Source organism: Actinomycetospora lutea (assembly GCF_028737205.1).
Taxonomy (GTDB): Bacteria; Actinomycetota; Actinomycetes; order Mycobacteriales; family Pseudonocardiaceae; genus Actinomycetospora; species Actinomycetospora lutea.
Genome location: NZ_JAQZAL010000005.1, coordinates 175,558 through 199,751, shown reverse-complemented (window position 1 = coordinate 199,751; position 24,194 = coordinate 175,558). Strand labels below are relative to the sequence as shown.

Sequence of the window (24,194 nt, the reverse complement as noted above, 5' to 3'; positions counted from 1 at the left end):
CGATTGTGCGCAACGTGATCGCGACGCCGAGCCGGGACCGTCAGCCGGCCCGCAGCGCCCGCCGCCACTGGTCGGTGACGTCATGGCGCAGGCGTTCGGTGTCGACGCCCTCGGGGTCCACGAGGCGCTGCATGCCGATGCCGCGCAGCTGGCCGACCACGGCCACGGCGACGGCGTCCGGGTCGGCGTCGGAGCGGACGTCGCCCGCGGCGATCCCCGCCTCGACGTCCACGCGCAGGTCGGCGCGGAAGCCGCGGTCACGATCGCGGAACGTGTCGGCGAGCTCGGGGGTGGTGGCCGCCTCGGCCCAGAGCAGCAGGAACGCGCGGTTCGCCGTGCCGAGCGCGGTGACGGCGTGCAGGTAGCCGTCGACGAGCGCGAGCAGGCGGCCCAGCCCCGGGTCCATCGCGTCGAGACCGGGGACGAAGCCGCCTTGGATCGAGCGGGCCAGCGCGTCGACGAGGCCCTGTTTGGAGCCGAAGTGGTGGGTGACGATCCCGCGGCTGTAGCCGGCGCGCTCCCCGACGCGGGCGAGCGTGAGGGCCCGGACCCCGGACTCCACGACCACCTCGGCCGCGGCCGCCACCAGCGCGGTCTCGGTGTGCTCGCGGCGCTCCTGCTGGGTGCGGCGACGGGACGGGACGGTCACGGCCGGAGCCTAGCAGCACGACTTGCGTGTCGAATGACAAGTATGCAAGCGACCACCGGGCGGCCCCGGGGTCACGCACGCCCCCGACGCACGGGGGTGACCGGGGCGAGCCACACGCCGACGAGCACGTCGACGAGTCCGGTGGCGGTGTCGGCCCACGTGGCGCGGACGGTCGGCGCGCCCTCGGCGAGGGCCCGCTCGCGCTCGGCGGGGACGTGCACGAGCAGGTGGCGCCCGACGTCGCCGCGCTCGCGCCGCACGGCGGCGGGCAGGGCCGGCAGGCACGCCTGCAGGCCCTCGAGGACGCGCTGGAGCACCGGCGAGCCGAGCGACTCGTCGACGAGGATCGCGCGCAGCGCCGGGTCGGTCATCACCTGCGCCCCGAAGCGCGCGTACCAGGTGGGCGCGCCCAGGGTGGCGAGGTGGTCGAACGTCGGGCGCACGAGGCAGTCGAGCCAGTCGCGCAGGTCGTCGCCGTGCTCGATGCGCGCGACCATCTGCTCGCGGAGCTCGTCGATGGCCGCGGTGTGCCGGTGCACGATCGCGCGGACCAGGTCGGTCTTCGTGCCGAAGTGGTAGCCGACGACGGCCGTGTTGCCCTGCCCGGCGGCCTCGGCGACCTGGCGGTTGGAGACCTCGTGGACGCCGTGCTCGGCGAAGAGGCGCTCCGCGGCGTCGAGGATGCGCTCCCGGGTGGCGGCGTTGCGGTCGGTCCGGGCCTTGGCGGGCACGGCACCGAGTGAACGACCTCCTCTCGCCCGCGTCAATCGACTGATTTAGATTGTGGCCGTGACCTCGGCTGCCACCCCGGCCCGCGCACCGGCCTTCGTCCCGGTGCTCGCGCTGGCCGGCATCACCGTCTCGCTGCAGCAGACGCTCGTGGTGCCGCTGGTGCCGCAGTTCCCGCGGCTGCTCGGCGCCCCGCCGGCCGACACGGCCTGGATCGTCACCGCGACCCTGCTCACCGCGGCGGTGGCGGTGCCGATCGTCGGGCGCCTGGCCGACATGGTCGGCAAGCGCCGGATGCTGCTCGTCTGCCTCGCCATGCTCATCGCGGGCTCGGTGGTCGCGGCCCTGTCGACGTCGCTGGTCCCACTCGTCGTGGGACGCGCGCTGCAGGGGCTCGCGACCGGTGTCATCCCGCTGGGCATCAGCCTCATGCGCGACGAGCTGCCGCCCGAGCGCCTCGGCTCCGCGACGGCGCTGATGAGCGCCTCGCTCGGCGTCGGCGGCGCGCTGGGCCTGCCGCTGGCCGCGCTCATCGCGCAGACCTCCGACTGGCACGTGCTGTTCTGGGCCGCGGGCGGGCTCGGGGTCGTGGTGCTCGTCGGTGTCGTCGTGCTCGTCCCCGAGTCCGCGCAGCGCGCGGGTGGGCGCTTCGACCTCGTCGGTGCGGTCGGGCTCGCGGTCGCGCTGGTGTGCCTGCTGCTCGCGGTGTCGAAGGGCGGCACCTGGGGCTGGGGCAGCGCGACGACGGTCTCGCTGTTCGTCGCCGCGGCCGTCGTCCTGCTGGCGTGGGCGTGGTGGGAGCTGCGGACGCGCCGGCCGCTGGTCGACCTGCGGGTCAGCCGGCGCCGTCAGGTGCTGCTGACCAACACCGCGTCGATCGTCATGGGCTTCTCGATGTTCGCGATGTCGCTGGTCTACCCGCAGCTGCTGCAGCTGCCCGTGGCGACCGGCTACGGGCTCGGGCAGTCGATCCTGGTCGCGGGCCTCGTCCTCGCCCCCGGCGGGCTGTGCATGATGGCGATGTCGCCGGTGTCGGCGCGCATCAGCGCCGCCTCCGGCCCGCGCACGACGCTGATGCTCGGCGCGCTCGTGGTGGCCGTCGGCTACGGCGTCGGCGCGGCGTTCCACGGGTCGGTGGGGGAGCTGGTCATCAGCTCGATCGTCATCGCGTGCGGCATCGGGCTCGGCTACGGCGCGATGCCCTCGTTGATCATGGCCGCGGTGCCGGTCGAGCAGACGGCCGCGGCGAACAGCCTCAACAACCTCATGCGCGCGCTCGGCACGTCGTTCGCGAGTGCGGTCGCGGGCGTCCTGCTCGCCTCGCTCGTCACCGCGGCGGGCGTGCCCACCGAGGGCGCCTTCGTCCTCGTCATGCTGCTCGGGGCCGGGGCGGCCGTCGTCGCGGTGGCGATCGTCGCCGCGATCCCGCCGCAGCGCCCGGGGGCGCGGACGACGGCGGTCGCCGGCGCGCCCGAGCCGACCGGGCCCGCGCTCGTCCGCGGCACCGTGCGCCACCGCGACGCCCCGGCCGCCGGCGCCGTGCTGACCGTCGTGAGCACCGACGGCCACCAGCTCGGCACGGTCCGGGCGGCCGAGGACGGGACGTTCGCGGTCGCGCGCACCGGCGCGGGGCGGGCGCACCTGCTCGTCGTGCAGTGGTCCGGGATCGCGCAGGCCGAGCCGCTGAGCGGCACCGACGGCGTCGAGCGCGACGTGGATCTCGTGGCGCCCGAACGGGGCGGGCGCCCCGATGATGCAGCGCCCGCCCCGGTCGGTGTCTAGCCGCGCAGCAGCGCCTCGAACGGCGTCGGGTCGGCGAACGGGTCGGGCGCCGCCGTCGTCGGCCGGGCCGCCACGAGGTCGGCGAGCTCGCCGGCTGCCCGCGTGATGCGGTCGGTCAGCTCCGTGCTCGACCCCCAGTCCTCGGACGCCGCGAACACGCCGGTCGGCACGGCGGTGGCGTGCAGGTAGGCGAACAGCGGGCGCATCGCGTGGTCCAGCGCGAGCTGGTGGCGCGCGGTGCCCGCGGTCGCGCCGAGCAGCACCGGGGTGCCCGCGAGCGCGTCGCGGTCGAGGACGTCGACGAACGTCTTGAACAGGCCGCTGTAGGACGCCGAGAAGATCGGGGTGACGGCGACCAGCCCGTCGGCGCCGGCGACGGTCTCGAGCACCGGGCGCAGCGCGGCGTTCGGGAAGCCGGTGACGAGGTGGTCGGCGAGGTCGCGCGCGTGGTCGCGCAGCTCGATCACCTCGGGCCGCGCCTCGACCCCGCGCTCGCGCAGCGCGGTCACGACGCCGTCGGTGAGACGGTCGGCCAGCAGACGCGTCGACGACGGTGTCGACAGCCCGGCGCTGACCACCGCGAGGGTGCGGGTCTCCATCAGACGGTCACCTCCACCTTGCTGTCACGCGCGGCGACCAGCGACCCGTGGGTCGGCGCCTCCGGCACGTGGGCGGGCTTGAGGGCGGCGAACTCCCGGCGCAGCACCGGCACGACCTCCTCGCCGAGCAGGTCCAGCTGCTCGAGGACGGTCTTGAGCGGCAGGCCCGCGTGGTCGATGAGGAACAGCTGGCGCTGGTAGTCGCCGACGTAGTCGCGGAAGCCCAGCGTCCGGTCGATGACCTGCTGCGGGCTGCCGACGGTCAGCGGCGTCTCGCGGGCGAAGTCCTCCAGCGACGGGCCGTGGCCGTAGACCGGGGCCTCGTCGAAGTAGGGACGGAACTCGCGCACGGCGTCCTGGGAGTTCTTCCGCATGAACACCTGGCCGCCGAGGCCGACGATCGCCTGGTCGGCGTCGCCGTGGCCGTGGTGCTCGAAGCGGCGGCGGTAGAAGTCGACCATGCGCCGGGTGTGGTCGGCGGGCCAGAAGATGTGGTTGTGGAAGAAGCCGTCGCCGTAGTACGCCGCCTGCTCGGCGATCTCGGGGCTGCGGATCGATCCGTGCCACACGAACGGCGCGATGCCGTCGAGCGGGCGCGGGGTCGAGGTGAAGCCCTGCAGCGGCGTGCGGAACTTCCCCTCCCAGTCCACCACGTCCTCGTCCCACAGACGGCGCAGCAGCGCGTAGTTCTCGATCGCGAGCGGGATGCCCTGGCGGATGTCCTGGCCGAACCACGGGTAGACCGGCCCGGTGTTGCCGCGGCCCAGGGTCAGGTCGACGCGGCCGGCCGCGAGGTGCTGCAGCATCGCGTAGTCCTCGGCGATCTTCACCGGGTCGTTCGTGGTGATGAGCGTGGTCGCGGTCGACAGCTGCAGCCGCTGGGTGCGGCCCGCGAGGTAGCCCAGCGTCGTCGTGGGCGAGGACGAGAAGAACGGCGGGTTGTGGTGCTCGCCGAGGGCGAAGACGTCGAGCCCGACCTCCTCCGTCTTCTCCGCGATCCGCAGCACGGCCTGCAGCCGCTCGGCCTCGGTGGGAGCACGGCCGGTCGTCGGGTCGGGGGTGATGTCGCTGACCGAGAAGACACCGAACTGCATGGCCCTCCGCTCCATTCGTTGACGGTTCAACTTGCACTCTGGCGAACACTGGTTGACCTGTCAACTATTCCGGGATCTTGTTGACCGCCGTTCTGCCCGTGCGTTGTACTCAGGGTCATCGCCGGTCCGGGCAGAGGTCCCGTTCGGCCCAGTTGTCGGGGGACCGCCAGGACGTCGTGTGACGAACAGGAGCGTGCCATGGCCGAAGACGTCGTCGTCGTGGGTGCGGGCCCGGTCGGGCTGACCACCGCGGTCGAGCTCGCCCGGCGCGGGGTGCGGGTGCGGGTGATCGATGTCCTCGCCGCCCCGCGGCACTACGCGAAGGCCGTCGGGCTCCAGCCGCGCACGCTCGAGCACTGGGAGCGCAGCGGCATGCTCGCCCCGGCGCTCGACGAGGTCCGTCACCTGCGGGGCCAGATCGTCCACCGCGACGGCGTGGAGGTCGCGCGGACGGAGATGGTGCTGCCGCCGGACGTGCCCTACGTCTTCTCCACGCTGCCCCAGTACACGACCGAGCGCCTCCTCACCGAGGAGCTCCGGCGCCGAGGTGGCGCGGTCGAGCGGGGCACCGAGCTGGTCGGCTTCACCCAGGACGCCGACGGCGTGGACCTGCTCCTGCGCACGCCCGCCGGCGACGAGCAGGTGCGGACGTCGTACCTCGTCGGCGCCGACGGTGCCCACAGCGTGGTGCGCAAGGGTCTCGGTCTGTCCTTCGAGGGCGACGCGTTCCCCGAGTCGTACATGCTCGGCGACGTCGTGCTCGACTGGTCGATGCCGGCCGGGTTCGCGGTCCGGTGCACGCGCGGCGACGACGGACTCGTCGCCGTCCCGCTGCCCGACCACGGTCGCTACCGCATCTCGATGCTGGCCCCGCCCGAGCTCGTCGACAGCGGCTCCGGTGGCGACGGTGTCGTGCACGGTCTCGAGGCCGGCCGGACGCCGACCCTCGCCGACCTCCAGGCCGTCGTCGACCGCCTCGCCCCGGAACCGACGACCGTGTCGGACCTGCGCTGGTCGTCGGTGTTCCGCATCAGCCACCGGCTCGCCGGCGGCTACGGCGCGGGACGCTGCTTCATCGCCGGCGACGCCGCGCACATCCACCCGCCGACCGGCGGCCAGGGCATGAACACCGGCATTCAGGACGGGCTCAACCTCGCCTGGAAGCTCGCGCTCGTCCTCGACGGCACCGCCGACCCGGCGCTGCTGGAGAGCTATCACGCCGAGCGGCACCCCATCGGCGAGGAGGTCGTCGGCCGCACCGTGCGGCACGCCCGCGAGGGCTTCGACGCCGAGGACCCGGCGATGATGGCGCGGCGCGAGGCGCAGCTGCTGGTCGCCTACCCGGACAGCCCGATCGTCGGGGCCGCCGGCGAGGCCCTCGGGGTCCGGCCGGGGGAGCGCGCCCCGGACGCGCGTGGCCTGCGCCGCGAGGTGGTCAACGACCCGCTGCGCCTGCACGCGGTGCTCGCCGCCACCGAGTTCGCGCTGCTCGCCTACGTCGACGATCCCGCCCAGCTCGCCGCCGTCGCCGCGGCCCGCGAGGTCGCCGCGGCGTCGGGGCTGTCGCTGGTCGTGCACACGGTGGCCGCGCCGGACCTCGGCGCCGCGTTCGCGGACGCCGGCGAGCCGTGCCTCGTCGACGGTGCCGGCGACGTCGCCGCCGCCTACGGCGTGCGCGGCGGTGACGCGGTGCTCGTGCGTCCCGACGGCTACGTCGGCTGGACGGCGCGGCCGCTCACGGCGGCGGGCCTCACGGCGCACCTCGCCGTGCTGACCGGGGCGCCGCTGCCGGAGCCGCCCCCGGTCGCGATCGCCTAGGTCCCGCAGTACGTGACGTACCCCGTGGCCGACGGGTCGCCCTGCGCGTACTCCTCGAGCCCCGGCCGCTCCTCGAACGGGCGGGAGACCACGTCGACGAGCCGGTGGAACGGCGCGGGATCGCCCGCGACCGCGGCGTCCAGCGCGGCCTCGACGTGGTGGTTGCGCGGGATGTAGACGGGGTTGACGCGGTCCATGGCGTCGGCGGACTCGGCCGCCGGGCGGTCCTGGTCGTCCAGCACCGCGCGCCAGCGACCCAGCCAGGCGTCGAGTGCGTCGCGGTCGACGACGAGGTCGAGCACGGGGGAGGCGTCGCCCCGCGCGGCGCTCGAGAGCCCGCGGAAGAAGCGGGTGTGGTCGGGCTTCTGCTCGGCCATGAGCGTGATCAGCTCCTCGGCGAGCTCCCGGTGCTCGCCGACCAGCCCGAGCTTGGCGTGCAGCCCCGCCGAGCGGTGCCGGGCGAAGCGCGGTGCGAACGAGGACACCACCTCGGTGGCCGCGGGGATCGCGGCCTCCGGGTCGTCCTCGATCCGGCTCAGCAGCGACTCCGCGAACCGCGCGAGGTTCCACTGCGCCACCTGCGGCTGGTTGCCGTACGCGTACCGCCCGCCGTGGTCGATCGAGCTGTAGACCGTCGCCGGGTCGTAGGCGTCGAGGAACGCGCAGGGCCCGTAGTCGATGGTCTCGCCGGAGATCGTCATGTTGTCGGTGTTCATGACGCCGTGCACGAACCCGACGTCCATCCACTGCGCGACGAGCGCCGCCTGCGCCTCGACGACCGCCTCGAGCAGGGCCAGCGCGGGCCGCTCGGCCTCGGCGGCCTGCGGGTGGTGGCGCGCGATCGCGTGGCCGGTGAGGCGCGCGAGCAGGTCGGCGTCGCCCGTCGCCGCGGCGTACTGGAAGGTGCCGACGCGCAGGTGGCTGGACGCGACGCGGGCGAGCACGGCGCCGGGCAGCGGCCGCTCGCGCATCACCCGCTCGCCGGTGGTGGCGACGGACAGCGCGCGCGTGGTCGGGACGCCCAGCGCGTGCATCGCCTCGCCGACGACGTACTCGCGCAGCATCGGACCCAGGGTCGCCAGCCCGTCCCCGCCGCGGGCGAACGGGGTGCGGCCGGAACCCTTCAGGTGCAGGTCGCGGCGCCGCCCGGCGGTGTCGGTGATCTCGCCGAGCAGCAGCGCGCGCCCGTCGCCGAGGCGCGGGGAGTAGTTGCCGAACTGGTGGCCGGCGTAGGCCATCGCCACCGGTGTCGCGCCCGTCGGCACGGCCGTGCCGGTGAGCACCGCGACGCCCTCGGGGGCGCGCAGGGCGGCGGCGTCGAGACCGAGCTCGGCGGCGAGGTCGTCGTTGAACGCGACCAGCTCCGGCGACGGGGCGGGCGCGGCCTGCCACGGCTGGTAGAGGCCCCCGAGGTCCCGGACGAACCAGTCGTCGAGGGGGACGGGCGACGCGGCGACGGTCATGTCTCCGAGGCTAACCGCGCGTCCCGGCCGGTATTCACCGTCGGCGCGGCGGCTCCGCCGCGCTGCGTGCCGCCGGTATGCCTAATCGACGTCGTGATGCGCACCAGCGACGGCGTCCGCGGCGTCGACCCGAAGCCGAAGTGCACCGGCGGGGAGACCGCGGTGAGCGCACCCTGGTCGGCACCCTCCCAGCGCACGCGCGCGCGGGTCACCCGGAGCAGGTCCCGCGCGCCGTAGTACTCGCGACGCCCGCCGCCCGCGGTGCCGACCGTGCGCACACCGGGCAGGACACGCCGCGCCACGGCGTCGATTGCGGTGATCCACGCCGGGGCGGTCGCGAGCCGTGCGGGCACCGCGCGCAGCAGCCACCCCAGCGGTGGGCGGCCGCCGACGTGCAGGGTGAGGTCGAGGTCGGTGGTCGTGACGCGGTGCTCCCGGCCCTCCCGGGCGTGCGTCACCGGGCCCAGCCGGGTCTCGTCGAAGGTGTACGTGGCGCCCACGAACGCGGCGACGCGCTCGTCGGGCGCGAGCAGGATCCGGTGGCCGTCGGGGCGCTCGACCATCACGTCGGTGAAGGCCCCGAGCGGCGACGCCGGCCAGTGCCCCACCACCGCGCGCAGCCCGCCCGCCGTCCCGATGCCGGCGATCCAGCCCTCGAACCTGTCCACGACCTGGGCGTACCCGCTCCCGGCCGACGCCTGCGGTGATCGGTCACGATGCCGAGGCGGTGTCCGTGACGGGCACGGAGCCGCACGCTCCGGGCAGGCGCCGGCCGATGAGCGACGTGGTCGCCCGGCTCTGGGAGGCCGTGCGGGCGGCCACGCACGGGGTGATCGGAGAGGTCCTCACCGAACCCGGCGCGTGACCCAGTCCGCGAGCACCGAGAACGCGGCCTGGTGCCCGAGCGAGCCGTCCGGGCCGACGTCGAAGGCGTGGTCGGCGAACGGGATGTCGACCTGCTGCGCGTCCACCCCGGCGGCGCGCGCGGAGGCGACGAAGTGGGCCGCGCCCTCGGGGGGCACGAGGTGGTCGCGGGCCGGCACGATCGCGAGGGTCGGCGGCGCCGCCGGCGTGAGCGCGTCCGTGCCCGACACCGCGCCGTAGCGGCCGGGGACCTGCTCGGGCGTGCCGCCGGTGTAGGCGACGGCGAACGGCTGCGCGCCGATGCCGCGGCGGTGGGTGTCGGCGAGGTCGACCGCGGGATAGATCGTGGCGACCGCGCGCGGGACGGGCACCGGCACCGGGGACGCGCACGCCGAGGGCTGGGTGCCGGCCGCCGCCCGGTAGCCGACCGAGATCGCGAGCTGGCCCCCCGCGGAGTCGCCGCCGAGCACGATGCGGCGCGGGTCGCCGCCCTGCTCGGCCGCCTGCTCGGCGACCCGGGCGAGCGCGCACGCGACCTGCGGGCCGGCGACGTCCCAGGTGGGGCGCCCGGGTGCGGAGAGCGTGTACTCCACCGAGACCGCGAGGAAGCCGGCGTCGGCGAGACGGCGCATGTCGGCGGCGCGGTCGAGCTCCGAGCCGGTCGCCCAGCCGCCGCCGTGCACCCACACGAACACCGGCGCGGGGCCGGGCGTGCGCGGGCGCGTGACCGCGAGGTGGAGGTCCTGGCCCTCGGGGGTGGTCGTGTACACCGTGCGCGTGTCCGGGGCCGCATCCGCGGGCGGCCCGGCGAGCGTCAGCGCGCGCCACGGGTCGATGCTCCCGCCGGCGCCGAGCGTCGCGGTGACCACGCCGCCGATGGCCCCGGCGAGCACGAGCGTCGCGACCGTGGCGGTCGCCGCCACCGCGGTGCCGACCATCCGGAACGCCCGGCGCGACGCGCGCACGAGCCACGCGCCGACCGACACGACGAGCCCGAGGAGCACGAGCAGCGGGCCGTGCACGACCACGACGCGCTTCGAGGGCTCCGTCCCGAGCAGGGCCGCCCCGGGCACCAGCGCGGTGACCGCGGCGGTGAGCAGGAACAGCGCCGCGAGGCCCAGCACGACGAGCAGCGCGACGGTGACGGCGCGCGGGGTCGTGTGCTCCGGCGCCTCGTCCACGTCCACCACGTACCCAGGGTGCCGTGCGGGCAGGTGGTCGCTGTCGGGCCGGGTGCGTTCCGAGCGTGCAGGCGCGAAGATCGCGCCATGGCTCGCACCGTCGCCGACCAGATCATCGAGGTCCTGATCCAGGCCGGCGTCCGCCGGATCTACGGCCTGGTCGGGGACAGCCTGAACCCGATCGTCGACGCGGTGCGCCGCTCGGGCGGGGCCGCGGCGGGCGGGATCGACTGGATCCACGTGCACAACGAGGAGGCCGGGGCGCTCGCGGCCGCCGCCGAGGCGCAGCTGACCGGCGCGCTCGCGGTGTGCGCCGGCAGCTGCGGGCCGGGCAACACGCACCTCGTCCAGGGGCTCTACGACGCGCACCGCTCCGGCGCGCCGGTGCTCGCGATCGCGTCGCACATCCCGTCGCTGCAGATCGGGACGAACTACTTCCAGGAGACGCACCCCGAGCGGCTGTTCGTCGAGTGCTCCTCGTGGGTCGAGCTGATCTCGCGGCCGGAGCAGATGCCGCGGCTGCAGCGGATCGCGATGCAGACCGCGCTCGCCGACCGCGGGGTGTCGGTGCTGGTGCTGCCCGGCGACATCACCGCGCTGCCCGCCGCGCACCCCACCGGCCGGGGCGACCTCGTCGCCCCGTCGTCGGTGGTGCAGCCCGCGCCCGACCGCGTCGAGGCGCTCGCCGAGCACATCAACCGCGCGCGCACGGTGACGCTGTTCGTCGGCGCGGGGGTGCGGGAGGCGCGCGACGAGGTGCTGGCCCTGGCCGAGCGGATCGGGTCGCCGGTCGGGCACTCGCTGGGCGGCAAGGAGTGGATCCAGTACGACAACCCCTACGACGTGGGGATGAGCGGGCTGCTCGGCTACGGCGCCTGCTTCGAGGCGAGCCACTCCGCCGAGCTGCTCGTGCTGCTCGGCACCGACTTCCCCTACGACGGGTTCCTGCCGCAGACGCGCACCGTGCAGGTCGACCGCGACGCGCGGCACCTCGGGCGGCGCACCGTGCTCGACCTCGGCGTCGAGGGCGACGTCGGCGCGACCCTGCGCGCGCTGCTCCCGCTGGTCGAGGAGAAGACCGACCGCACGTTCCTCGAGGAGATGCTGCGTCACCACGCCGACGCGCTCGAGCACGTCGTCGACGCCTACACGCGGCGCGTCGAGGACCACCGGCCCGTGCACCCCGAGTACGTCGCCTCGGTGCTCGACGACGAGCTCGACGACGACGCCGTCGTCACCGTCGACACGGGCATGTGCAACGTGTGGGCCGCGCGGTACATCACGCCGACGGGGCGGCGGCGCATCATCGGCTCGTTCCGCCACGGGACGATGGCCAACGCGCTGCTGCACGCGATCGGGGCGGCGGTGTCGCACCGTGACGTCCCCGGGGGCCGTCAGGTCGTGTCGATGTCCGGTGACGGCGGGCTGACCATGCTGATGGGCGAGCTGCTGACCGCCGCCGAGCAGGACCTCGACCTCACGGTCGTCGCGTTCAACAACGGCTCGCTGGGCATGATCCGCCTGGAGATGATGGTCGCGGGGTTCCCGTCGTTCCAGACCGACCACGGCCCCGCCGACCTCGGCGCGATCGCCCGCGCGTCCGGTCTGCACGCCGTGACCGTGGCGGACCCGCAGGAGCTGCGCGGCGCCCTGCGCTCGGCGCTCGACCACCGCGGCCCCGCGCTCGTCGACGTGCGCACCGACCCCAACGCGCTCTCGATCCCGCCGCACATCACCGCCGAACAGGTCCGCGGCTTCGCGCTCGCGGGCATGCGCACGGTGCTGGCCGGCGGCGTCGGGAAGATGGTCGACCTCGCGCGCTCGAACCTCCGCTCGGTGCCTCGCCACCCCCTGCGCTGACCGCTCGCTCCACCGGGGGGCGCCGTGCCGCGAGCTTCAGCGTGTCGCGTCGGCGAGGATGTGGCGATCCTGGCGTCACACGCCAGCGATGCCGCATCGCTCGTACGGCGGTCAGCCCGGCGCGTGCACGCGGGTGACGCGCGAGCGGCCGCGCAGGCGCACCACTCCAGCAGAGGCCGACGAGCACCGCGGCGGCGAGGTAGAGGCCGAACCCCACAGGTTGCGGTCGAGGGCGCCCTCGAGGTCGGCCACCAGCGACTGGGTCGGCAGCACGTAGCCGGCGAGCCCCAGCACGATGGCCGCGCCGACGACGTTCGCTCGTCTCAGGTGTGTCGATCGCCACCGCCGTCGCCGCCGTGGCTCACCCACCCGCGGCGACTGGTCCGATCGAGTGATCGGTGACGGCACGCCCGGTACGGCGTGTCATCGCCGGTGGTCACGGCGTGATCGGCGACGCGCAGATGTTGCTCGCTCACCCCGGATTCTTGATCTGTTCCAGAAAAGGGGCGACACTGCGACGCGTGTCTCCGCCGGTCCGGACCCGCCTCGACGGGGCCGCGAGCCCGGCTCCACCGCATTGACAGCTCAGTGACCCGGAGGACTTCCTCGTGTCAGAACACGTGACCCGCGAGACCGAGATGAACACCCAGGACGCTGGTGGGTGCCCGGTCAACGCCGGTCGTCTCGCGCACCCGACCGAGGGCGGCGGCAACGTCGACTGGTGGCCGAACCAGCTGAACCTGCGCGTCCTGCGCACGCACACCGCCGTCTCCGACCCGATGGACGACGACTTCGACTACGCCGAGGCGTTCAAGACCGTCGACCTCGACGCGCTCGCCGCCGACGTCGACCACGTCCTGACGACCTCGCAGGACTGGTGGCCCGCCGACTTCGGCCACTACGGCGGCTTCATGATCCGCATGGCCTGGCACTCGGCCGGCACCTACCGCCTCGCCGACGGTCGGGGCGGAGCGGGCATGGGCATGCAGCGCTTCGCGCCGCTGAACAGCTGGCCGGACAACGGCAACCTCGACAAGGCCCGTCGCCTCCTGTGGCCGGTCAAGCAGAAGTGGGGCAAGAAGGTCTCCTGGGCCGACCTCATGATCTTCACGGGCAACCGTGCCCTCGAGACCATGGGCTTCCCGACCTTCGGCTTCGCGGGCGGGCGCCCCGACGTGTGGGAGCCCGACAACGAGACCTACTGGGGCCCCGAGAACTACTGGCTCGGCGGCGACCAGCGCTACACCGGCGACCGCCGGCTCGAGCAGCCGCTCGGCGCCTCGCAGATGGGTCTGATCTACGTCAACCCGGAGGGCCCGGACGGCAACCCCGACCCGCTGGCCGCCGCCCGCGACATCCGCGAGACGTTCGGCCGGATGGCGATGAACGACGAGGAGACCGTCGCCCTCATCGCCGGTGGTCACACCTTCGGCAAGACCCACGGTGCCGCCGACCCCGACCAGTACGTCGGCCCGGAGCCCGAGGGCGCCGACATCACCGAGCAGGGCCTCGGCTGGCACCAGCAGTTCGGCAAGGGCAAGGGCCGCGACACCATCACCTCCGGCCTCGAGGTCACCTGGACCTCCACGCCGGCGCAGTGGAGCAACGGCTACTTCGACAACCTCTTCGGCTACGAGTGGGAGCTCCACAAGTCGCCGGCGGGCGCGTGGCAGTACCGGCCGGTGGACAACGGCGGCGCGAACACCGTGCCGGACCCGGAGACCGGTGAGCTCACCCGCCAGCCCACGATGCTCGTCACCGACATCTCCCTGAAGGTCGACCCGGTCTACAAGGAGATCTCGCAGCGGTTCCACCAGAACCCCGACGAGTTCGCCGACGCGTTCGCCCGCGCCTGGTACAAGCTGACCCACCGCGACATGGGCCCGATCCAGCGCTACCTCGGCCCCTGGGTCCCGCAGGAGACGCTGATCTGGCAGGACCCGGTGCCCGCGCACGAGGGCCCGGTGATCGGCTCCGCCGAGATCGCCGACCTCAAGAAGCAGATCCTCGACTCCGACGCGACGGTGTCCGCGCTGGTCAAGGCCGCCTGGGCCTCGGCGTCGACGTTCCGCATCGGCGACAAGCGCGGCGGCGCCAACGGTGCCCGCGTGCGCCTCGACCCGCAGAAGGACTGGGAGGTCAACGACCCGCAGGAGCTGCGCCGCACGCTGGCCACGCTCGAGGGCATCCAGTCGTCGTTCAACGCCTCGGGCACCCAGGTGTCGCTGGCCGACCTCATCGTCCTCGGCGGCGTCGCCGCGGTGGAGAAGGCGGCCCGCGGCGCCGGGTACGACGTCACCGTCCCGTTCACCCCGGGCCGCACGGACGCCTCGCTCGAGTGGACCGACGTCGACTCGTTCACCCACCTCGAGCCGCAGGCCGACGGCTTCCGCAACTACCTCGGCAAGGGCCACCAGCTGCCCGCCGAGTACCTGCTGGTCGACCGCGCGAACCTGCTCAACCTGTCGGCGCCGGAGATGACCGTGCTCGTCGGCGGCCTGCGCGTGCTCGGCGCCAACACCGCCGGCGCGACGCACGGCGTGCTCACCGACCGTCCCGGGCAGCTGACGAACGACTTCTTCGTCAACCTGCTCGACATGGACACCCAGTGGGCGAAGGTGGCCGAGGAGGACGGGCTGTACGAGGCCCGCGGCGCCGACGGCGAGATCCGCTGGACCGGCACCCGCAACGACCTCGTGTTCGGCTCGAACTCCGAGCTGCGCGCGATCGCCGAGGTGTACGCCTCGTCCGACGGCGCCGAGAAGTTCGTCCGCGACTTCGCGAAGGCGTTCGACAAGGTCATGATGCTGGACCGCTACGACCTGAACTGATCGCCCTCTGATCACGACGCCTGATCACGACGAAGGCCCCGGCCGCACCAGCTGTCGGGGCCTTCGTCGTCCTCGGGCGCGCTACTCCTCGGTCGGCAGCCAGGCGCCGTGCAGGCCGAGCGGGACGCGCACCGGGATGCGCACCCTGGCGACCGGCCCGGCGCCGGGATCGGCGGCGGCGAACACGACGAACCAGCTCGAGCGGTCGGTGCGGTCGGTCGCGAACGTGACCCACCAGCCGTGCGCGGTGTCCCCGTCATCGGTACTGCCGCCGGGCCGCGGCACGAAGCACGGCTCACCGACCGACAGGTCACCGGCGTCCCACGTGACCGTCTGCTCGGTGGCGGTGTCGAGCCACAGCACCGCGTCGAACTCGCCGTTGGCGAGCGCGACGCGCTGCGTCTTCGTGCCGAGCGCGACGACGCCGTGCTGCTGCCCGATGCGACGGTCGTCGACGCGCGGGAACTCCATGCCGTGCGGGTCGGTGAGGAAGCGGCGGCGGATCGTCCCGCTCACCGGGTCGATCTCGGCCCGCGCGATGCCGCCGACGACCGGGCCCGTGTCCGGCGACAGGCCGCCCGGCCGGGACCACTCCACGTAGTCCAGCACGACGCCGCCGTCCGGCGCGTCGTAGGCGTTGGCGCTGTGCCAGCTCCAGAACGCCTCGGTGTGCGCCCACCGCACCGGCCCGCCGTCGCGCGGGATCAGCGCGACGCGGGTCCCGTCCCCGGGGCGCCACGCGAGGAGCGACCCGCCGCGCATCGCGGCGGCGACGTCGAAGTACATCGGCCCGAGCACGAGCACGACGAAGCGTTCGGTCAGCGCCATGTCGTGGATCATCACCGGCTGGTCGACCCCGGCCACCGCGGCCGGCGCCCGTCGCGTGCCCCCGTCGGGGCCGAGCACCGACCACGTGAGGTGGGGCGCCTCCAGTCCGTAGCAGAACACGACCATCTCGCCGGTGCGCGGATCGACCTTCGGGTGCGCGCAGATGCCCGCGGGCAGCGAGCCGCCGAAGGTCTCGCGGCCGACGGTCGCGAGCTCGGGGGTCAGCGCGTACGGCGGGGCCGACTCCGCGAGCGCGAGGAGCTTGCCGCCGTGGCGGACCACGTTGATGTCGGGCAGGTCCTTCATCGTCCCGGCCAGCGACGGCCCGACCTCGGCGGCGCCGGGCGTGTAGCCGGTCATGAGCCCGCCCCACAGCGCGCGGCCGGCCGCGATCTCCGCGTCGAGCATCGGCGTGTGCACGAAGCGGTTCGCGTAGCGGGCCTTCCCGCCGGAGACCCACATCCCGTGCACCATCCCGTCGCCCTCGAGCGGGAAGATGTACGAGCCCAGCGGCGTGAAGCGCGGGTTCGGGCCGTTGCGGACGTACATGCCGTCCATCTCGGGCGGCAGCTCGCCGGTGACCTCGAGGTCGCCGGCGTCGATCTCGTCGATCACCGGCTCGAACGTCCCGGACAGGTGCGGGTCGTGGGCGGCGTCGACGGGCGGGGGTGCGCCCGGCACGGTGGCGGTCACGGTGCCCTCCTTCAGGCCGGCTGGCCGGGGGACGGGACGCCTCGTGCGCGCCCTGGCTGCGGGCCTGCTGCGCGGCGTGCTCGGGGTACGAGCTGGTGATCTTGACCGCGACCACGATCGCGACGACCGGGACGACCCAGTTGCAGAGGTCGGGGCTCGCGCCGAGGAAGCCGACCGCCGCGTCGCACAGCGCGTTGAGGACGAACACGCCGCCCCACAGGCCGGTGAGCACGCGGTTGACCTTCTTGAAGGTCGGCGTCTCCCAGACCTCCCGCGGCGCCTCCTTCTTCGCGTAGAACTCGGTGAACGGCCGGCCGACGGCCAGCGAGCCGAGGGCCACCACGGCGATGACGACGCTCGAGATCAGCTGGGCGCGGTCCTCGATCGGCTGCAGCGTCGCGCGGTCGAGCACGAGCGCGAGCACCACCAGCACCGCGAAGAAGACCAGCGCCGCCGCGTCGAGGACGCTGATCGACCGGCTCCGCCGCCAGTCCGGGACCGACAGCACGAGCGAGCACACGAGCGCGGCGAGCGCCGCCCACATCCAGGTGCTCGGTCCCGCGATGACCGAGAAGACGATCCAGGGCACGAACCCCAGGAAGATGGCGGCCTTCTGCACGATGCCTCCTGCCGGTGATGATGACTCTCCGTCATCATGAGAGCGGGAAGGCCCGGAGAACAAGAGATCTGTCGTCGGTGTGACTCGCGGAAGGTAACGATCTTACGTGCTCGATGGCCCGGACGGGTGACGAGAGCTCAGTGCGCGGGACCGACCGGGCGCAGGGTGGCGATCGCGGCGCGGAGGGGGACCCCGCCGACGGTGCGCGGCATCGGGACGGTCCCGGCGGTGGCGCCGACCACGACCAGCCCGTCGACCGCCGGGTGCTGGGCGTAGCGGGCCAGGCGCGTGCTCAGTGCCTCCGAGGAGGGAGGCGCCGCGACCGCCGGCACGATCCCGATCGAGGCCTCCACCCGCGGGAACGGCTCCGCGACGAGCAGGGGCAGGTGGTCGCCGGTGCCGAGCGCATAGTCCCGGACCGTGACGAACCCGGCGCCGGCGAGCAGCAGCGCGATCACGCTGATCACCGAGGTGGCCTCGAGGTGTGGGAACGCAGCGCCCTCGATCAGGTCCACCACGCGCTGGGCCAGCAGGTCGGCGTGCACGATCCCTCCCTCCCCGCGTCGGGTCTCGTCGGCACCATGATTCCCGTTGGGGGGCCGCGGGGCGAGACCCAAGTTCGGCGCGTCGTGAGGGGATCTCCGTCAGGGGCGCTCGGCCTCGACGAGGTGGGCCGACATCGCAGCGGTGACCGGGCCGTCGCCGAGCAGCCGGGTCATCGCGACGGCGACGCGCTCCACCGTGCCGTCCAGGTCGCCGCGGCGCTCGAGCTCGGCGCGCAGCGGCGAGCCGGTGCACAGGCCGACGGCGACCTGGCGCGCGTCCTCGGCGCGGCCCTCGAGCGTCAGGGTCGCGACGTCGACCACCTCGAGGCCGCCCGCGCGCACGTCGGCGCCGACCTGCTCGGTGTCGTGGTAGCCGTGCGGGACCGCCTCGAGGAACGCCGGCACGTCTCCGGCGAACACCTGCTCCAGGGCCAGCCCGAGCGGATGGCCGAAGCCGTGCGAGGCGAGCGCGTCCCACGTCGTGAAGAGCAGCCGGCCGCCGGGCGCGAGGACGCGCGCGGCCTCGGTGAAGGCCGCCTTCTTGTCCGGCACGAACATCACCCCGAAGCCGCACACCACGCGGTCGAACGACGCGTCGGGGAACGGCAGGGCCACCGCGTCGGCGACCTGCCACGTCGGCCCGGGGACGCGCGACGTCGACAGCTCGACCATCGCCGGGTTGAGGTCGGTCGCCGTGATCTCGGCGTCCGGGCAGGTGGCGAGGAGCTCCCGGGTCACGGCGCCGGTGCCGGCCGCCAGCTCCAGGATCCGGTGCGGGTCCCCGCGCGCGACGCGCGCGGCGAGCTCGCGCGCGAACGGCGTGAAGAACGGCCCGACCAGGCACCGCTCGTACACCTCGGGCATCGACCCGACCCAGCGGGCGTCCTCACCGTCCATCCCCGTTGTTGTCCTCGCCCTGCCGGCGCGAGGCAAGAGCCGGACAGAGCAGAGAGGAGAGTGGAGGATCGACGTCGATGACCGACATCCCGTACCTCACGCTCAACGACGGCACCGCGATCCCGCAGTTCGGGCTCGGCGTCTACCAGGTGCCCCCGGACGACACCGCCGCGCTCGTGCGCTCCGCGCTGGAGATGGGCTACCGCCACATCGACACCGCCCAGGGCTACGGCAACGAGGAGGGCGTCGGGCAGGGGCTGCGCGCGTCCGGTGTCCCGCGCGAGGACGTCTGGATCACGACGAAGCTCGACGATCCCTTCCACGGCGACGCCGCGCCGGCCTCGCTGGACGACAGCCTCGCCCGGCTCGGCACCGACCACGTCGACCTGTTCCTCGTCCACCGCCCCGGCGACGGCGACGACGTCGACACCTGGCGGGCGCTCGAGTCGCTGCGCCGCGACGGGCGGGCGCGCTCCATCGGGCTCTCCAACTTCACACGGGACGGCATCGAGCGCCTCGTCACCGCGACCGGCGTCGTGCCCTCGGTGCACCAGATCCGCCTCAACCCCCGCACCCCGCAGAGCGTCTTGCGGCGCTACCACCGGCGCCGGGGCATCGCGACCGAGTCGTGGGCTCCGCTGCGCGAGGGCAAGCTCGCGCGCGACCCGATCGTGCGGCGCATCGCCGCGCGCCACGGCCGCACGCCCGCGCAGGTCGTGCTGCGCTGGCACCTGCAGCACGGGCTCATCGTGTTCCCGAAGTCGTCGAGCCCGCAGCGGCTGCGCGAGAACCTCGACGTCACGGGTTTCCGGCTCTCCCGCGCGGACCTCGCGGCGCTCGCGCTGCTGCGCCGCAGGCCCTAACGCGGTGCCGTCCACGGGGCCTCGGCGCGCGACACCACGTGGCTGCCCGCGCCGACCGCCGCGATGATGAGCAACCCGAACGCCAGCGCGGCGCCGGGCGAGACGAGGCGCACGAGCAGACCGCCCGCGAGGACGCCGGTGACGAAGGCCGCGACCGCGAGACCGCGGCGCAGGACCAACGGGTCGTGGTGCTCCGCGCCGCGCTCGGTGAGCATCCCGATCGTCGTGAACGTGACCATCGCGGTGAGCAGGTCCGGGACCTTGACGTAGCGGATGAGCGCCATCTGGGCGCCCATCGACGCGGCGAGCAGGGCCGTGACGACGAACCGGACGGTGGGGTGCAGCGGCTGGTCGCCGGCGAGCACGACGACGACCGTCACCGGCACGGCCAGGACGGCCTTGGTGATCGCGGTGTCGCGGACCGCCCGCCCGCGGTGGCGCCCGCCGGGCCGCCGGCAGACGCGGGCCGAGACGATCGCGCCGACGATGAACCCGCCCACCGCGACGGCCGGGGAGACGATCGAGAAGCCGCTCGCTCCGGACAGTCCGAGCCCGAGGAAGACGATGTTGCCGGTGATCGCGGCGACGAAGACGTGGTCGAGCGCGAGGATGCTCGTCGCGTCGACGACGCCCGCGAGCATCGTCAGCGCGATGAGCATGGCGGGCAGCGGGCCGTCGCGGTCGTCGACGAGCGCACGCCGCAGCGCGGAGCCGCCCGCGGGCGCGCTCACGCCGCGAGCCCCTGCCGCACCAGGCGCTGCGCCGCGTCGATGACACCCTCGAGCGAGCCGCGCGCCGGGTCCCACCACTCGGCGGTCCAGTTGAGCGCGCCCAGCACGACCATCAGCGCGGTGCCCGGGTCGAGCGCGGGGTCGAGGTCGCCCTCCTCGCGCACCTGCGTCACCAGCGCGCGCCACACGTCGACGTAGTCGCGCTGGGCCTGGCGGTGGCGCTCGCGCATCGCCTCGGGCAGCTGCGGCACGGTGCGCACCGCCGCGGCGGCGTGGTCGGAGTGCGTGAGCAGCGTGCGCAGGTGCGCGGCGACCGCGATCGCGAGCCGGTCGATCGCCGGGGCGTCCGCGGGCGCCTCGGCGAGCGCGTCGGTGACGAGCGACCGCGCGCGGTCGAGCCCGACGGCGACGGCCTCGTCGATCAGATCCTCGCGCGAGGAGAAGTAGTAGTAGATCGCCGGCGCCTGCACCTGCGCGACCTCGGCGACGTCGGACAGGCGCGTGCCCGCGTAGCCGCGGCGCAGCAGGACGTGCGCGGCCGCGTCGACGACGCGCCGGCGGGTCCGCGCCGACTTGCTGTCGTGCGCGGGCCCGGTCACCACGCCAGCCTAGGGCCGCGCGTCAGTACGAGGACGGAAGACCGAGGCTGTGCTGCGCGACGAAGTTCAGCACCATCTCGCGGCTGACCGGCGCGGTCTTGAGCATGCGCGCGAGGAACCAGAGGTCGGCGAGCCCGTACTCCAGCGCCAGGCCGTTGCCGCCGTGGGTCTGCATGGCCTGGTCGAGCGCGCGCAGCGACGCGTCGGCGGCGGCGAACTTGGCGATGTTCGACGCCTCGGCCGCATCGGCGCCGGCGTCGAAGAGCTCGGCGGCGCGGGCCGTCATCAGCCGTGCCTGCGCGACGCCGATGTAGGCCTCGGCGAGCGGGTGCGCGACGCCCTGGTGCGCGCCGATCGGCACGCCCTTCCACACGGTGCGCTGCGTCGCGTACGCCGCGGCCTTGTCCAGCGCGTACCGCGAGATGCCGTTGCTGATGGAGGCCGCGGTGATGCGCTCGGGGTTGAGCCCGGAGAACACCTGGCGCAGCCCGTTGCCGTCGTCGCCGATGAGCGCCTCGGGGCCGAGCGGGACGTCGTCGAACCACACCGTGAACTGGTGCTCGGGCTGCACGAGCGCGGCCTCGATCGGCTGCCAGGTCAGGCCGGGGGAGTCGGTGGGGACGACGAACAGCGACAGCGGACGGCGCGTCCTGCCGGCCTCCGCCGTGCCGCTGCGCGCCACCACGAGGATCGCGTCCGCTTCGTCCACGCCGGAGGTCCAGTACTTGGTGCCGCTCAACCGCCATCCGTCCCCGTCCCGGTGCGCGGTGGTCGTGATCTCGTGGGAGTTCGACCCGGCGTCCGGCTCGGTGATCGCGAACGCCATCTTCGTCGAGCCGTCGGCGATGCCGGTGAGCCAGCGCCGGTTCATCTCCTCCGACGCGTGGCGGGCCAGGATCGTGCCGCAGATGGCGGGCGAGATGACGGTCATCAGCAGCGGGCAGCCCGCGGCCGACGCCGCCTCGACGACCACCGAGAGGTCGCCGAGCGTGCCGCCGCCCCCGCCGTACCGCTCGGGCAGGTGCACGCCGAGGAAGCCGCCCGCGCCGAGGTCCTTCCACAGCGCGGTCGGCTCCTCGTGCGCCCGGGCCCGCGCGACGAAGTAGTCGTGGCCGTAGCGACCGACCAGGCCCGTGACGGCCTCGCGCAGCGCCGCGCGCTCGTCGGTCTCGGGGACGATCGAGGTCTTGTTCACGCGGGCTCCCGTGCTCGGATTCTCATCGAGAATAAAAAACGAGTGCGGCCGTGTCTACGGCATGGAGGAACCACCGCCGACGGCGATCACCTGGCCCGTCACCTGGCGCGCCGCGCGCGGGGAGGAGAGCCAGACGACGGCGTCGGCGACGTCGCCGGGCGTGGTGAGCCGACGCAGCGGCTGCTGCTCGAGGACGGACGCGACCTGGTCCTCGTCGAAGATCGCGTCCCGGCCCGCGGACCAGAGGCTGTCCGCGCCGACCCCGCCCTCCTCGGGCAGCACGAGCCCCGGGCACACGACGTTCGCGCGCACCCCGCGGCGGCCCTGCTCGCGCGCGGTCGTGCGCGCGAGCGCGATGAGCCCCGCCTTCGTCGTGCCGTACACGCCCTGGCGGATCGCGCCGAACGCGGCGTCGCTGGAGATGAACACGATCGACCCCGCGCCGGCCTCGCCCAACGGCCCGAGCGCGGCCTGCGTGCAGTCGATCGCCGTGTAGAGGTTCGTCTCGATCGTGCGCTGCCACAGCGCGCGGTCGGTCTGCTCGGTGAGGAAGCCGGGGACGCTCCAGCCGGCGTTGTTCACCAGCGCGTCGACGCCGCCGAAGCGGTCCACCGCCGCACCGACCACCCGCCCGCCCGCACCCTCGACGGTGAGGTCGAGCTCGAGCACCTCCACCGCCGCGGCGCCGAGCGCGAGCCCCTCCTCGCGTACGCGGGCGGCCTGCTCGCCGTCGCGGTCGACGAGCAGGACGCGCGCCCCCTCGCGCGCGAACCCGTGCACGATGCCGCGCCCGATGTTCGACGCGCCGCCGGTGACGACGACGCGGGCGTCGGCGAGCGCGAGCTCCATGGGCCCTCCCGTGTACGGTTAATCCGCATTAGAAACCAGCGAGGAGGGTACCGGTGGGCGAGCAGCTCGTGGGGTCCGGACCGGTGCTGCTCGACGTCGACGACCGGGGTGTCGCCCGCCTGCGGCTCAACCGGCCGGAGGCCTCGAACGGCCTGGACGTCGAGCTGCTGCGCGCGTTCCACGACGCGGTGATGGCGTGCCACGCGCGCCCGGGTCTGCGCGTGCTCGTGATCTCCGGCGAGGGGAGGCACTTCTGTGCCGGCGGCGACGTCAAGACGTTCGCGAGCAAGGGGACCGGCCTCCCGGACTACCTGCGCGAGGCCACGTCGCGGCTGCAGATGGTGGTGCAGGCGCTGCTCGCGCTGCCCGCGCCGGTGGTCGCGTCGGTGCACGGGTTCGCGGCGGGCGGCGGCGGCTTCGGCCTCGTGTGCGCGGCGGACCTGGTCGTGGCCGCCCAGTCCGCGCAGTTCCTCAGCGGCGCGACCCGCGTCGGCATGGCGCCGGACGCGGGCGCGACGGTGACGCTCCCGGCGCTCGTGGGCCTGCGCAAGGCGATGGAGATCGCGCTGACCAACCCCGTGCTGTCCGCCGCCGAGGCGCTCGACGCCGGCATCCTCACCGCGGTGGTGCCCGACGACGAGCTCGCCGCGCGCACCGAGGAGCTCGCCCTGCGCCTCGCCGCCGGCGCCCCGCAGGCGCTCGCCGCCACCAAGCGCCTGCTCTGGTCCGGGCTCGGCGCGCGCGTCGAGGCCCAGTTGGGAGAGGAGGCGCGCACGGTCTCCGAGCTGTCGGGCACCGCCGACGCGCGCGAGGGCCTCGACGCGGTGATCGAGCGCCGGGCGCCGCGGTTCACCGGCCGCTAGCTGCCCTGGCGAGCCCCCGGCGCACGACGTGCTGGGTGGTCGCGACGACCTCCTCGAGCGGCCCGCGCTCCGGGTTCCACCACTCCGGCGCCCAGTTCAGCGCGCCGAGCACGAGCATGCGCGCCGCGCGCGCGTCGACGTCGGCGGTCAGCTCCCCGGCGGCGACGGCGTCCTCGACGAGCCCGCGCCACACGTCGGCGTACGCGCGCTGGCCGACGAGCTGGCGCTCGCGGATGTCGTCGGGCAGCTGCGCGGCGTTGCGGATCGCGGCCAGCGAGAACTCGGAGCGGCGCAGCACCACCTCGAGGTGCGCCGCGATCGCGCGGTCGATCCGGTCGAACGCCGAGGCGTCCGCGGGCAGGGCGTCCAGCGACGCGACGACGTGCTCGAGCGTCGCCTGCTGGCCGGTGACGACGACCTCGGCCAGCAGGTCCTCGCGCGAGGTCCAGTAGTAGTACACCGCGGGCGCCTGCACCGCGGCGACCTCGGCGATGTCGACCAGCCGCGTGCCCGCCCAGCCCTTGCGGCTGAGGATCTGCGCGGCCGCGGCGAGGATGCGCTCGCGCGTGCGGGCGGACTTCCGTCCCGACGTGGGCGCGCCGTCGGCCGACGGCCGCGCGGTCCGCTCCCGGGGCACGGCGT

General features: G+C 74.3%; 23 protein-coding genes. 7 read left to right on the top strand and 16 right to left on the bottom strand.

The features are described 5' to 3' along the window. Positions 1-40: 40 nt before the first annotated feature. On the bottom strand, positions 41-649 hold the full coding sequence (locus PHK61_RS08290; protein ID WP_274280502.1) for a TetR/AcrR family transcriptional regulator: 609 nt from the start codon (positions 647-649) through the stop codon (positions 41-43). Positions 650-720: 71 nt separating this feature from the next. Then, positions 721-1,380 carry a TetR/AcrR family transcriptional regulator gene (locus PHK61_RS08285; protein ID WP_274280501.1) on the bottom strand — a complete coding sequence of 220 codons (660 nt, stop codon included), beginning with the start codon at positions 1,378-1,380 and terminating at the stop codon, positions 721-723. Between the two features lie 58 nt (positions 1,381-1,438). On the opposite strand from PHK61_RS08285, the gene PHK61_RS08280 reads away from it, so the two are divergent. Then, positions 1,439-3,160, top strand: coding sequence for an MFS transporter (locus PHK61_RS08280; RefSeq protein ID WP_337993939.1), 1,722 nt, complete (start codon positions 1,439-1,441; stop codon positions 3,158-3,160). On the opposite strand, the gene PHK61_RS08275 is transcribed toward PHK61_RS08280, so the two are convergent. Next, entirely contained in the window at positions 3,157-3,759 is a 603-nt protein-coding gene (locus PHK61_RS08275) for an FMN reductase (RefSeq protein WP_274280500.1), read from the bottom strand. The genes PHK61_RS08280 and PHK61_RS08275 overlap by 4 nt on opposite strands. Continuing rightward, positions 3,759-4,853, bottom strand: a complete 1,095-nt coding sequence (locus tag PHK61_RS08270; RefSeq protein WP_274280499.1) for an LLM class flavin-dependent oxidoreductase — start codon at positions 4,851-4,853, stop codon at positions 3,759-3,761. The genes PHK61_RS08275 and PHK61_RS08270 overlap by 1 nt, the downstream gene beginning before the upstream one ends. Positions 4,854-5,051: 198 nt before the next feature. On the opposite strand from PHK61_RS08270, the gene PHK61_RS08265 reads away from it, so the two are divergent. Then, positions 5,052-6,671, top strand: a complete 1,620-nt coding sequence (locus tag PHK61_RS08265; protein WP_274280498.1) for an FAD-dependent oxidoreductase — start codon at positions 5,052-5,054, stop codon at positions 6,669-6,671. Here the strand turns inward: PHK61_RS08265 and PHK61_RS08260 are convergent. The 3 genes from PHK61_RS08260 to PHK61_RS08250 all read right to left on the bottom strand — a co-directional run bounded on the left by PHK61_RS08260 (position 6,668) and on the right by PHK61_RS08250 (position 10,188). After that, positions 6,668-8,134, bottom strand: a complete 1,467-nt coding sequence (locus PHK61_RS08260) for a protein adenylyltransferase SelO (protein WP_274280497.1) — start codon at positions 8,132-8,134, stop codon at positions 6,668-6,670. The genes PHK61_RS08265 and PHK61_RS08260 overlap by 4 nt on opposite strands. After that, entirely contained in the window at positions 8,131-8,802 is a 672-nt protein-coding gene (locus PHK61_RS08255) for a hypothetical protein (RefSeq protein ID WP_274280496.1), read from the bottom strand. The genes PHK61_RS08260 and PHK61_RS08255 overlap by 4 nt, the downstream gene beginning before the upstream one ends. Before the next feature lie 177 nt (positions 8,803-8,979). Continuing rightward, a complete protein-coding gene (locus tag PHK61_RS08250) occupies positions 8,980-10,188 on the bottom strand; it encodes an alpha/beta hydrolase (protein WP_274280495.1) in 1,209 nt (402 codons plus the stop codon). A gap of 78 nt (positions 10,189-10,266) precedes the next feature. Between PHK61_RS08250 and PHK61_RS08245 the strand changes: the two genes are divergently transcribed. Continuing rightward, positions 10,267-12,039, top strand: coding sequence for a pyruvate dehydrogenase (locus tag PHK61_RS08245; protein WP_274280494.1), 1,773 nt, complete (start codon positions 10,267-10,269; stop codon positions 12,037-12,039). Positions 12,040-12,150: 111 nt separating this feature from the next. Here the strand turns inward: PHK61_RS08245 and PHK61_RS08240 are convergent, their stop codons facing one another. Next, positions 12,151-12,333: a hypothetical protein gene (locus PHK61_RS08240; protein WP_274280493.1), complete on the bottom strand. Its 183-nt coding sequence runs from the start codon at positions 12,331-12,333 to the stop codon at positions 12,151-12,153. 344 nt (positions 12,334-12,677) lie between these two features. Between PHK61_RS08240 and katG the strand changes: the two genes are divergently transcribed. Then, entirely contained in the window at positions 12,678-14,870 is a 2,193-nt protein-coding gene (katG, locus tag PHK61_RS08235; RefSeq protein WP_274280529.1) for a catalase/peroxidase HPI, read from the top strand. Between the two features lie 81 nt (positions 14,871-14,951). On the opposite strand, the gene PHK61_RS08230 is transcribed toward katG, so the two are convergent. After that, entirely contained in the window at positions 14,952-16,391 is a 1,440-nt protein-coding gene (locus tag PHK61_RS08230; protein ID WP_274280492.1) for a carotenoid oxygenase family protein, read from the bottom strand. A 347-nt stretch (positions 16,392-16,738) separates the two neighbouring features. Here PHK61_RS08230 and PHK61_RS08225 point away from each other — a divergent pair, with 347 nt between their 5' ends. Next, positions 16,739-17,050 (top strand): hypothetical protein, encoded by a 312-nt coding sequence (locus PHK61_RS08225; RefSeq protein ID WP_274280491.1) that lies wholly within the window; start codon positions 16,739-16,741, stop codon positions 17,048-17,050. Between the two features lie 97 nt (positions 17,051-17,147). On the opposite strand, the gene PHK61_RS08220 is transcribed toward PHK61_RS08225, so the two are convergent. Next, positions 17,148-17,555 carry a hypothetical protein gene (locus tag PHK61_RS08220; RefSeq protein WP_274280490.1) on the bottom strand — a complete coding sequence of 136 codons (408 nt, stop codon included), beginning with the start codon at positions 17,553-17,555 and terminating at the stop codon, positions 17,148-17,150. A gap of 99 nt (positions 17,556-17,654) precedes the next feature. Further along, entirely contained in the window at positions 17,655-18,452 is a 798-nt protein-coding gene (locus PHK61_RS08215) for a class I SAM-dependent methyltransferase (RefSeq protein ID WP_274280489.1), read from the bottom strand. Between the two features lie 77 nt (positions 18,453-18,529). On the opposite strand from PHK61_RS08215, the gene PHK61_RS08210 reads away from it, so the two are divergent. Further along, positions 18,530-19,315: an aldo/keto reductase gene (locus PHK61_RS08210; protein ID WP_274280488.1), complete on the top strand. Its 786-nt coding sequence runs from the start codon at positions 18,530-18,532 to the stop codon at positions 19,313-19,315. On the opposite strand, the gene PHK61_RS08205 is transcribed toward PHK61_RS08210, so the two are convergent. The 4 genes from PHK61_RS08205 to PHK61_RS08190 are packed head-to-tail and all read right to left on the bottom strand — an operon-like array spanning position 19,312 to position 22,689. Beyond that, positions 19,312-20,046, bottom strand: coding sequence for a YoaK family protein (locus PHK61_RS08205; RefSeq protein ID WP_274280487.1), 735 nt, complete (start codon positions 20,044-20,046; stop codon positions 19,312-19,314). The genes PHK61_RS08210 and PHK61_RS08205 overlap by 4 nt on opposite strands. Next, entirely contained in the window at positions 20,043-20,645 is a 603-nt protein-coding gene (locus PHK61_RS08200) for a TetR/AcrR family transcriptional regulator (RefSeq protein ID WP_274280486.1), read from the bottom strand. The genes PHK61_RS08205 and PHK61_RS08200 overlap by 4 nt, the downstream gene beginning before the upstream one ends. Positions 20,646-20,667: 22 nt before the next feature. Beyond that, positions 20,668-21,840 (bottom strand): acyl-CoA dehydrogenase family protein, encoded by a 1,173-nt coding sequence (locus PHK61_RS08195; protein ID WP_274280485.1) that lies wholly within the window; start codon positions 21,838-21,840, stop codon positions 20,668-20,670. 54 nt (positions 21,841-21,894) lie between these two features. After that, the gene (locus PHK61_RS08190) at positions 21,895-22,689 is read right to left on the bottom strand and encodes an SDR family NAD(P)-dependent oxidoreductase (RefSeq protein WP_274280484.1); all 795 of its coding nucleotides are present in this window, start codon (positions 22,687-22,689) and stop codon (positions 21,895-21,897) included. A gap of 53 nt (positions 22,690-22,742) precedes the next feature. On the opposite strand from PHK61_RS08190, the gene PHK61_RS08185 reads away from it, so the two are divergent. Beyond that, positions 22,743-23,552 (top strand): enoyl-CoA hydratase/isomerase family protein, encoded by an 810-nt coding sequence (locus PHK61_RS08185; protein WP_274280483.1) that lies wholly within the window; start codon positions 22,743-22,745, stop codon positions 23,550-23,552. Here PHK61_RS08185 and PHK61_RS08180 read toward each other — a convergent pair. Then, complete coding sequence (locus PHK61_RS08180; RefSeq protein ID WP_274280482.1) at positions 23,539-24,189, bottom strand: TetR/AcrR family transcriptional regulator; 651 nt, start codon at positions 24,187-24,189, stop codon at positions 23,539-23,541. The two genes, PHK61_RS08185 and PHK61_RS08180, sit on opposite strands and share 14 nt — an antisense overlap. Between the last annotated feature and the right edge of the window lie 5 nt (positions 24,190-24,194).